This window comes from Dyella tabacisoli (assembly GCF_003350925.1).
GTDB lineage: Bacteria > Pseudomonadota > Gammaproteobacteria > Xanthomonadales > Rhodanobacteraceae > Dyella_C > Dyella_C tabacisoli.
Genome location: NZ_KZ857173.1, coordinates 79,121 through 87,919, shown reverse-complemented (window position 1 = coordinate 87,919; position 8,799 = coordinate 79,121). Strand labels below are relative to the sequence as shown.

At 59.8% G+C, this 8,799-nt stretch carries 7 protein-coding genes; 1 reads left to right on the top strand and 6 read right to left on the bottom strand.

Annotation, left to right across the window (positions count from 1 at the left end):
• Nucleotides 1-117 precede the first annotated feature (117 nt).
• The 3 genes from DVJ77_RS00315 to DVJ77_RS00305 all read right to left on the bottom strand — a co-directional run bounded on the left by DVJ77_RS00315 (nucleotide 118) and on the right by DVJ77_RS00305 (nucleotide 4,374).
• Nucleotides 118-993, bottom strand: coding sequence for an efflux RND transporter periplasmic adaptor subunit (locus DVJ77_RS00315; RefSeq protein ID WP_114843490.1), 876 nt, complete (start codon nucleotides 991-993; stop codon nucleotides 118-120).
• Between the two features lie 261 nt (nucleotides 994-1,254).
• The gene (locus tag DVJ77_RS00310) at nucleotides 1,255-2,700 is read right to left on the bottom strand and encodes an aldehyde dehydrogenase family protein (protein ID WP_114843489.1); all 1,446 of its coding nucleotides are present in this window, start codon (nucleotides 2,698-2,700) and stop codon (nucleotides 1,255-1,257) included.
• A 30-nt stretch (nucleotides 2,701-2,730) separates the two neighbouring features.
• The gene (locus DVJ77_RS00305; protein ID WP_114843488.1) at nucleotides 2,731-4,374 is read right to left on the bottom strand and encodes an acetolactate synthase large subunit; all 1,644 of its coding nucleotides are present in this window, start codon (nucleotides 4,372-4,374) and stop codon (nucleotides 2,731-2,733) included.
• A 444-nt stretch (nucleotides 4,375-4,818) separates the two neighbouring features.
• On the opposite strand from DVJ77_RS00305, the gene DVJ77_RS00300 reads away from it, so the two are divergent.
• A complete protein-coding gene (locus DVJ77_RS00300; RefSeq protein ID WP_114843487.1) occupies nucleotides 4,819-5,643 on the top strand; it encodes an alpha/beta fold hydrolase in 825 nt (274 codons plus the stop codon).
• 52 nt (nucleotides 5,644-5,695) lie between these two features.
• Here the strand turns inward: DVJ77_RS00300 and DVJ77_RS00295 are convergent, their stop codons facing one another.
• From DVJ77_RS00295 to DVJ77_RS00285, 3 genes are all read right to left on the bottom strand, one after another.
• Complete coding sequence (locus DVJ77_RS00295; RefSeq protein WP_114843486.1) at nucleotides 5,696-6,367, bottom strand: YoaK family protein; 672 nt, start codon at nucleotides 6,365-6,367, stop codon at nucleotides 5,696-5,698.
• A 72-nt stretch (nucleotides 6,368-6,439) separates the two neighbouring features.
• A complete protein-coding gene (locus DVJ77_RS00290) occupies nucleotides 6,440-7,864 on the bottom strand; it encodes an alginate export family protein (protein WP_225427677.1) in 1,425 nt (474 codons plus the stop codon).
• Nucleotides 7,865-7,875: 11 nt separating this feature from the next.
• Nucleotides 7,876-8,796: a glyoxalase gene (locus tag DVJ77_RS00285; RefSeq protein WP_225427675.1), complete on the bottom strand. Its 921-nt coding sequence runs from the start codon at nucleotides 8,794-8,796 to the stop codon at nucleotides 7,876-7,878.
• Between the last annotated feature and the right edge of the window lie 3 nt (nucleotides 8,797-8,799).

The following is an 8,799-nucleotide window of genomic DNA, read 5'->3' as shown; positions in this document are numbered from 1 at the left end:
GTTGTTCCCCTGTACGACCCGCAAGACAACCGCGTCATGCGTGTCTGATGTCTTTGAGCCTCGGATCCAATGCGGACACGAGTGCGACGTTGCGGCGTCGGTAGACGCCGCATTGGCTTATTTAGCGGTGTTGCCGAAAGTGGTCTTGCACTTCACGCCCGAAGGCATGTCCAGCTTGGGATTAGGCAAATCAAGAAACACGACAAAGGTGCCGCTCGCCGCATCGATGATGCGGTCGATACTCGACACCTTCGCGCTATACGTCGTATTCGGAAGAATTTCTGGCGCGACCTTGGCGTCCATGCCAAGTGCCGGCTCGCCGAAGGCACGCATCGGCAATACCACGCGCACGCGCAGCGGATTGAGCTGGGCCAGCTTGAGCACGGCATGTTTGGTGGCCCCCGGCTCGAAAATTTCGCCGGGCCACATCATCTGGTCCACCACCACGCCATCGAACGGGCTGCGAATCGTACGCAGATTGAGCTGGCTCGACTGTTGGACATATTCCAGTCGAGCGACCTCGCGATTCTCTTTCGCCACCACTTGTTCGGCCTGAGCTTGTTTGAGCTCGGCCTCGGCGTCGTCGCTGTCTTGCTTGGACATCAGTTTTTCCGCCGCCATATCCCGGCGACGGGCAAACTTGCGCGATGAGAATTCGATCTTGCTTTGCGCGAGTTGGGCAGGGCCGACCAACTGTGATTTGTAGTGGGCGAGATCAGCCCCGGCCTGCTCGGCATGCGATTCCAGCGATGCCAGCACTTGATTGCGAGTGACTCGATCGCCTCGCTTGACGGTGACACGCTCAAGCAGACCACTGACCGGTGCTCCGAGCTCAACCATCTGCATGGGCTCGATCAAACAGTCATACGTCGCTGTTGCATGTAACAGAGAAGGACCGATGCCCAGCAGCGATGCCACGCAAAGAATTGCGAGTCGAGAAGCTCGATGCCGCGCACATCCAACCCCCAGAACCGATCTGGGCCCAAGAACCATTCCGTTGTCCCCTGTAGCGCGGTAGATATTGCGTCAGCACACGGCTGATCGCAGCCCTGCGTGCCGTAAATTATCGAGTAATTCTGTGACCGGCAAGTGGCAATCGAGCGTAACTTGTTGCGATTATCGGCAATCCCGCTATGCGTCTGTGCCTGGCGCCGACCAGGCATAGATAAGCGCAAGTTAATGCGCCAAAAACGTTTCGCCCGATGACACGCACGACTGCCGCCCCGGAGGGAAGCCGGGACGGCAGCGCATGCTTTACAGCTCGCGCATGACCATCAGGCGCAGCTCGGACATATCCTCGATCGCATAGCGCACGCCCTCGCGGCCGACACCGGAAAGTTTCACGCCGCCATAAGGCATATTGTCGACGCGGAAGCTGGGAACGTCGTTGACCACCACGCCGCCTTGGTCCAGCTCGTTCCAGGCGCGCATCGCGTGAGCCAGGCTGTCGGTAAAGATGCCGGCCTGCAGACCGAAGTCCGAGTCGTTGACCATGCTGATGGCTGCATCGAAATTCTTGTAGCGGGCGAGCAGGGCAAATGGGCCGAACACTTCCAGCCGATTTACCTTGGCATCGGTCGGTACGTCTTCCATCAGCGTGGCTTCCAGCATCGCACCCTTGCGCTTGCCGCCGCTGAGTAGTTTGCCGCCGGCTTTGCGCGCTTCTTCAATCCAACCCTGCAGTCGTTCGGCGGCGGCCTCGTCGATCATCGGGCCGAGGAACGTCGATTTGTCCTTTGGATCACCGGCTTTAAGTTTTTTCACCGCCGCGACCAGGCGCTTTTTCAATTCGTCATAGATCGCGTCGTGCGCATAGATACGCTGCACGCTGATGCAGCTCTGGCCGGACTGGTAGAAGGCGCCGAAGATCAGCCGCTCGATGACCCGATCCAGGTGCGGGCCCTGGTCGCCGTCGACGATACAGGCGGCGTTACCGCCGAGCTCCAAGGTCACCTTTTTGTGGCCGGCACGCGCTTTCAAGTCCCAGCCGATCTGGCCGCCGGTAAATGACAGCAGCTTGAAACGCGGGTCTTCGACCAGCGGACTGGCATGTTTGCCGTCCAGGGTAAGAATGGAGAACGCCCCTTTGGGCAAGTCGGTTTCGGCCAGTACTTCGCCGATAATCAACGCGCCGATCGGGGTGCGTTCGGCAGGCTTGAGTACAAACGGACAGCCGGCGGCGATGGCCGGGGCCACCTTGTGCGCCACCAGGTTCAATGGAAAATTGAACGGCGTGATAAAGGACAACGGCCCCAGCGGCACCCGGCGGGTATAGCCGTGATAGCCGTCCAGGCGCTGGGCGATTTCCAGGTTGATGGTCTCGCCGTTGATGCGCACCGCCTCCTCGGCGGCGATGGTGAAAGTCTCGATCAGCCGGGTTACTTCGCCAGCCGAGTCCTTGATCGGCTTGCCCGCCTCCACGCATAGCGCATAGGCCAGCTCGTCACGCCGCTCGGCAAAGCGCTTGGCGCAATGCTGTAGTACCGCCTGGCGCGCCCACGGCTTGAATTCGCGCATTGGTACGGTGGCTTTCGCCGCGGCGGCGATGGCCTTTTCTACCGCCGCGGCATCCGGCACCGCGACTCGCGTAGCGCGCTTGCCGCTGTATTTGTCCAGCACATCCATGCTTTCTTTCGATGTCTGTGCTTTGTTGGCCAGGTAATAGGGGTAGCTTTTCTCAAGCTTGAAGTTAGTTGGCATGCTGATCTCCAGAAGGGAAACTGAACACGATCAGACCGCCGCGCTGAGCTGGCGGATCTCTTCATTGAGGATGCGATGGTTGTCGGAGTAATCGATCATCAGGTCGATCAGGTGCACGCCGCCGGCATCGAACGCGTGTTTCAGCGTAGGCAGAAATTCATCGGCGCTGGCCGGGCGATGACCATGCGCGCCATGTGCCTTGGCGAGGGCGACGAAATCGGGATTGCCGAATTCCATGCCGTAGTCGGCGTAGCCAAGCTCGGCCTGCTTCCAGCGGATCATTCCGTAGGCATCGTCGCGCAGCAGCAGAATCACCAGGTCGAGCTTCAAGCGCACGGCGGTCTCCAGCTCTTGCGCGTTCATCATGAAACCGCCGTCACCGCAGATCGCCAGCACCTTGCGCTCGGGATAGACCATCTTGGCCGCCATCGCCGAAGGCAGGCCGGCACCCATCGTCGCCAACGCGTTGTCGAGCAGGATCGTATTGGGTTGGCGCGCGCGGTAATAACGTGCGTACCAGATCTTGTACATGCCGTTGTCCAGGCATAGCACGGCGTCGTCGGGCATGTATTTGCGGGTATCGTCGACGATCCGCACCGGGTGCATCGGAAAGCGGGCGTCATCGGCGTTTCCGCACAACTGGGCATGAAATGCCTGGCGCACCTTGTCGAAGAACGCGAAGTTCCAATGCGCCTGCGCTTGTAGCGCGTCGGTGAGCCGCTCTACCGTGTGGGCGATATCGCCGACCACTTCGATCTGCGGAAAGTAAACGGTGTCCACCTCGGCGGAGGAGAAATTGATGTGAATCACCGTGCGCCGGCCCTTGTGCATGAAGAACGGCGGCTTTTCCACCACGTCGTGGCCGACATTGATGATGACGTCGGCAGCGTCGATGGCGCGATGCACGAAGTCGCCGTCCGACAACGCCGCGTTACCCAGCCACAGTGGGTGATCCTCGTCGATAACGCCCTTGCCCATCTGAGTGGTGAAGAATGGAATGCCCAGTTTGTCGATAAAGGCGCGCAAGGCCACCGTGGTGCGCTGGCGATTCGCTGCGGCGCCGATCATCAGAATCGGATGCCTGGCGCTGCTGATCGCTTCGGCGGCCTGCACCAGCGCGGCATCATCGGGGGAAGGGCGCCGCGCATATCCGGTCGGCAGCAGGATCGCCTCGGCCACTTCGTCGCTGGCGATGTCCTCGGGCAATTCAAGATGTACCGCGCCGGGGCGTTCTTCCTCCGCGCGCCGGAACGCTTCACGGACCCGTGCCGGAATCGTCGGCGCGGATACCAGTTGGCGAGTGTATTTGGTCAGCGGCTGCATCATGTCGACGACGTCGACCCATTGAAACAAGCCCTGTTTGTGCGTGCGGATCGGTTTTTGTCCGGTAATCATCAACATCGGCATCGCGCCGAGCTGGGCATAGGCAGCGGCGGTGACCAGGTTGGTGGCGCCGGGACCAAGCGTCGACAGGGCGACGCCGGCCTTGCCGGTAAGCCTGCCCCAGGTCGCCGCCATAAAGCCGGCGGCCTGCTCATGGCGAGTGACGATGAGGCGGATCGATGAGTGATGCAGTGCCTCGACCATATCGAGGTTTTCTTCGCCCGGCACACCGAAGATACAGCGCACGCCTTCGGCTTCCAGGGCCTTCACGAACAATTCCGCTGCCTTCATGTAAGGCTCCTTGGGATGGGCGCATCGGTTGCGCCCAGGGGTAGTGTGGTCGACTGCGGTCACTGCTTCCAGTGGCGGTGGAATTCGCCGTTCGATCCCTCGATTTGGGGATCGTCTCATTAGGTCTATTGGGGGTGCGCAGTTGGACCTGAGCGGAGCAACATCACCTTGCTCTCGTTTGCCGCTGAATCGCCATAAATGATGCTACGCCACGCAGCTTCAGCTTCGCGACGGTCGACGATCGATGTTCACCTTCTAGCCATTCCGCGAGGAACAACCCGTATGAGTACGGACAAAACCGTCGAACAGATCAGTGTGCCGCGACGAAAGCTTCTTGTTGGCCTGGCCGCTACTACCGCTGCCGGTATAGCCATGCCGTTACTGTCGATGACGGCCAATGCATTCCCTTCACCATCTGCTACTAACCATGCTGGAGACCATCCGATGAGCAGCACCATAAAGACTAAAGACGGTACCGAGATCTTCTACAAGGACTGGGGCAAGGGGCAGCCGGTAGTGTTCTCGCACGGCTGGCCGCTGTCGGCCGATGCCTGGGATGCGCAGCTTATGTTCATGAGCGAGCACGGCTATCGCGCGATTGCCCACGACCGCCGCAGCCATGGCCGTTCGACTCAGACGTTCTCCGGCAACGATATGGATACCTATGCCGATGACCTGGCGGCATTGATCGAGAAGCTGGATCTGAAAGACATCATCCTGGTCGGACATTCCACCGGCGGCGGCGAGATCGCGCATTACATGGGGCGTCACGGCACCTCGCGCGTTGCCAAGGCCTTGCTGGTAGGGGCGGTACCGCCGCTGATGCTCAAGACGGCGGCCAATCCGGGCGGCCTTCCGAAAGATGTGTTCGATGGCATTCGCACCGGAGTATGGAATGATCGTTCGCAGTTCTTCAAAGATCTAAGCACGCCGTTCTACGGATTCAACCGTGCCGGTGCCAAGGTATCGGAGGGCTTGCGCGACTCGTTCTGGCTGCAAGGCATGATGGGCGGCCTCAAGGGCCAGTACGACTGCATCAAACAGTTCTCGGAGGTCGACTACACCGAAGACCTCAAGAAGATCCAGGTTCCGGTGCTGTGGATCCATGGCGATGACGATCAGATCGTGCCTATCGATGCTTCGGCCAAAGCTGGCGTGAAGCTGCTCAAGCACGGCACGCTGAAGGTCTATCCCGGCGCGCCGCATGGCCTGGTCTCGACCCACCAGGACGAGTTCAACAAGGATCTGCTGGCGTTCGCAAAGGGCTAGGCAGGGCATCGTTAAACGACGTCTTAGCCGATGCAAACCTAACGCCGGTCGATCAGGCCGGCGTTTCCTCGTAAGTGGCATAGGCGAAGATCGCAAACAGCGGCGGAATCGCGAAGCACCACACATTGACCAGCGCATAGCTCAGCGCCGCCGCCGCGCAGCCAAGCGCAAAGACGAGCACGCTCGCAGCCATATGCGAGAGCCGGGTATGGATGGCGGCGCGTTGGTCAGTGGGCACCCCGTGCAGTTTGTCGGCCAGATCAAGCATGATCTGCGTGGTGGTACCCGTCATCAGGGTCGAGGGCGGCGAGCTGGCCAGATGTACGCGATGGGCCGCATTCTGGATCGCCATGGCCGATACCAGCGTGAGTCCGGTAATGATCGCGCTTGCGCTATCGCCTTCGGTAAACGGACCATATCCGATAGCCAACGCTCCACCGATGATGAGCAACAGAAGCATCAGCATCAGCATCGTTTTCATCACGGGTATATGGCGAGCGATGAAGCCATACCTGAGCAGCCTGACGAGTACGACGACGACACAGAACATCGGCAGCGCCAGCAGCTTGGCGATGGCCCCGGTGGTACCCAGTACCAGCGAAGCGCCGAGCGTGACGAAGTTGCCGGTGACATGCGCAGTAAACAGTCCATGCAGTGCCAGAAAGCCGGCGGTATCGACATAGCCGGCATTGATGCTTAGAAGTAGGGGAACCGTAGGTTTCATGGTTTTATTTCCGTCTCGCTGATAGGCGTCATGCTTTCAACAGCACTGCTTGCACCTGGGGCATCAAAGCTCTCACCAGGTGTATTTGAATTCGATGCCCAGGTAATTGCTGTCGTGGCCGCCGACCCGCGCAATGGCATCGCCGACGGCATAGTGCACGGCCTCGACGGCCGCTGCGATGTTGGCATTGAAGGCATAGTCCGCGCGCACTTGTCCGTACCAACCCGTCCAGCGTCCTTTTTCTCCGGCTGTTCGCGGTAACGGTACATTGGGCTGTGTGTACACGGCATCGGCGGTGGTTTGCCGCCACTGCAATCCGATGGCGCTCAGCAAGGTGAGTTTCGCCAACGGTTTGAGGGTCACCGAGGGTTTCACGTGAATAAGGTTGGCGTAGCCGGTGTATCCCGCCAGCGAAAAATAATAGCCATTGGGAAATAACGGGTTGAACGTACCAGCCGTGCCATCGTTTCGATGGCGATCGCCAGAGGCGACGTCGAATTGCAGCCCCAGGCGCGGTTGCCAAGCTTGTTCGGCGAGGCTGTAGCCGGCGCGCCATCCGACCGCCCAGGCCTGGATGTCTTTGTTGCCGATTTGGCCACCCTGGCCCATGGCTTCGAGATCCCAATCGAAGGCTTGCCATCCACCGGCAAAACGGACATCGAATACTTGCCGTCGCTCGCGACCCGCGGCATCGAGATATTTGGCGTTGTCGCGCATATACAGCGAGTAATAAGCCGACAGTTCGTCATGGCCGAAAACCAGCCGCTCGACCCGCAAGGTGTCAAAGCGAAAATGCCGATTGGACGTGTCATCGAATGATGTCTTGTCCTGATATTGAACGGGCTGGCTGACGAAGCCGATGAAACGCCAGCTTCCGGTTTCCCAATCGGCCCAGAGCGCATCGAACGACTGACGCACATTGGGTCCGTCCCGCAGCGACACGAAGCGCTGCAGGTCGAAAGCGAAATCCTGCCGTCCCACGCGTGCCTTGAATGTTCCGCCGGCAAAGCTGTTTGAATAGGCAAGAAAGGCCAGGCGCAGATCGACGGGGTTGCGATCTACCGGGGTAGTGATCTGCTTGCCGACCGCCCGCGCGTCCTCCCATTGAACAAATAACTGCCATTGCTTGTTGAAATGGACGTCTGCATGCAGTTGAAGCCGTTGCAGCAGATAAGTGTTCTTGCGGGAGTCGCCGACCGCGAAGGCAGACACGCCGTTGTATTCCAGCCGTTCGCGTAGATTCACGCCTAGCGACACATAGCTTTGGGAGTTGTCCGCATTCAGCGCGATGTACTTGAGGCTATCGCCGGGTTGCGTCCGCAAGGCCGGATCGGCCAGTGGCGACCAATCCTCTTGCCATCGATTGGACCGGATCGATGGGCGTACCGAGGCGGTGGCCGGCGTTTGCGCTGTACTGGTCTGCGCTGCTGCCGGAAGACTCAGCAGCAGTACGGCGCAGACCAGCACCCAGGGTGTCTCTTTAAAGAGAGATCCCACATGCACGCGCTTTACTTGCCGCCAACGGCATGGATTTCAGCGATATAACCACCCGGAAACTGGACCAGGGCGGCATCGCGCCCAGCGCTGCTGTATGGCTCCACCAAGACCTTCGCACCGCTGGCTTTGGCCTTGCTCAGCGTGTCGCCGAGATGGGTCACTTCATAGCCGGTCAGCTCACGCCCATAGGGGTAGGGGAGGTGCCCATCGGTGACATGGACCGTCATCTTGCCGAAGGTCGACTCGATGCGGATGCGGCGATACGTATCGTTGGGGCGGCCGATCTCGATACCCGGCGCGTGCGCGTCGTCGGATGCAATCTTGCCGTGCGAGAAAGCAACAAAACTCCGTATGAATGTGGCCGCGCGATCCGGTGAGATATAGACGCGGTTCTCCGGCACGGTCTGAAATGCCGCATAGGCCGGCGGCGTGGTGTGCCAATAAAGCTGCATATTGACGCCGCCCGGCCATTGAATCACCGCGTCACGACCGATCGGATCAGGAAACGGCGAGACGATCACATCGGCGCCCGCGGCGCGTGCGGCAGTGATCGCCGTGTCCATATCGGTTACCAGGTAACCAGTGCGCTCTGCGCCAAACGGATAAGGAATACCCGTTTTGAAACCGAACAGAGAAACCGTCCCTACCGGCGTCTGCAGCAATTGCGACGTGGTACTGCTGGGTGTCGGCGTAACGGTCGCCACGACCTGCTTGGTGCTCTGGCCGCCAAACGTCGCCAGGAAACTGGTTACGAATGGATCGACATCTGCGGACGCCACGTAAACATGCGTGGTGTCGTACTGCGAGCCCACCGCAACAGCGGCCGTATTCGATGTCGTTCGCGCCTGTACCGGAGCTACGAAGGCAAGCTGGCCTAGCGCGAGCGTGCCGATACTCCATATCGTGGCAAGAAAGAGAGACTTGATGCGCATCGG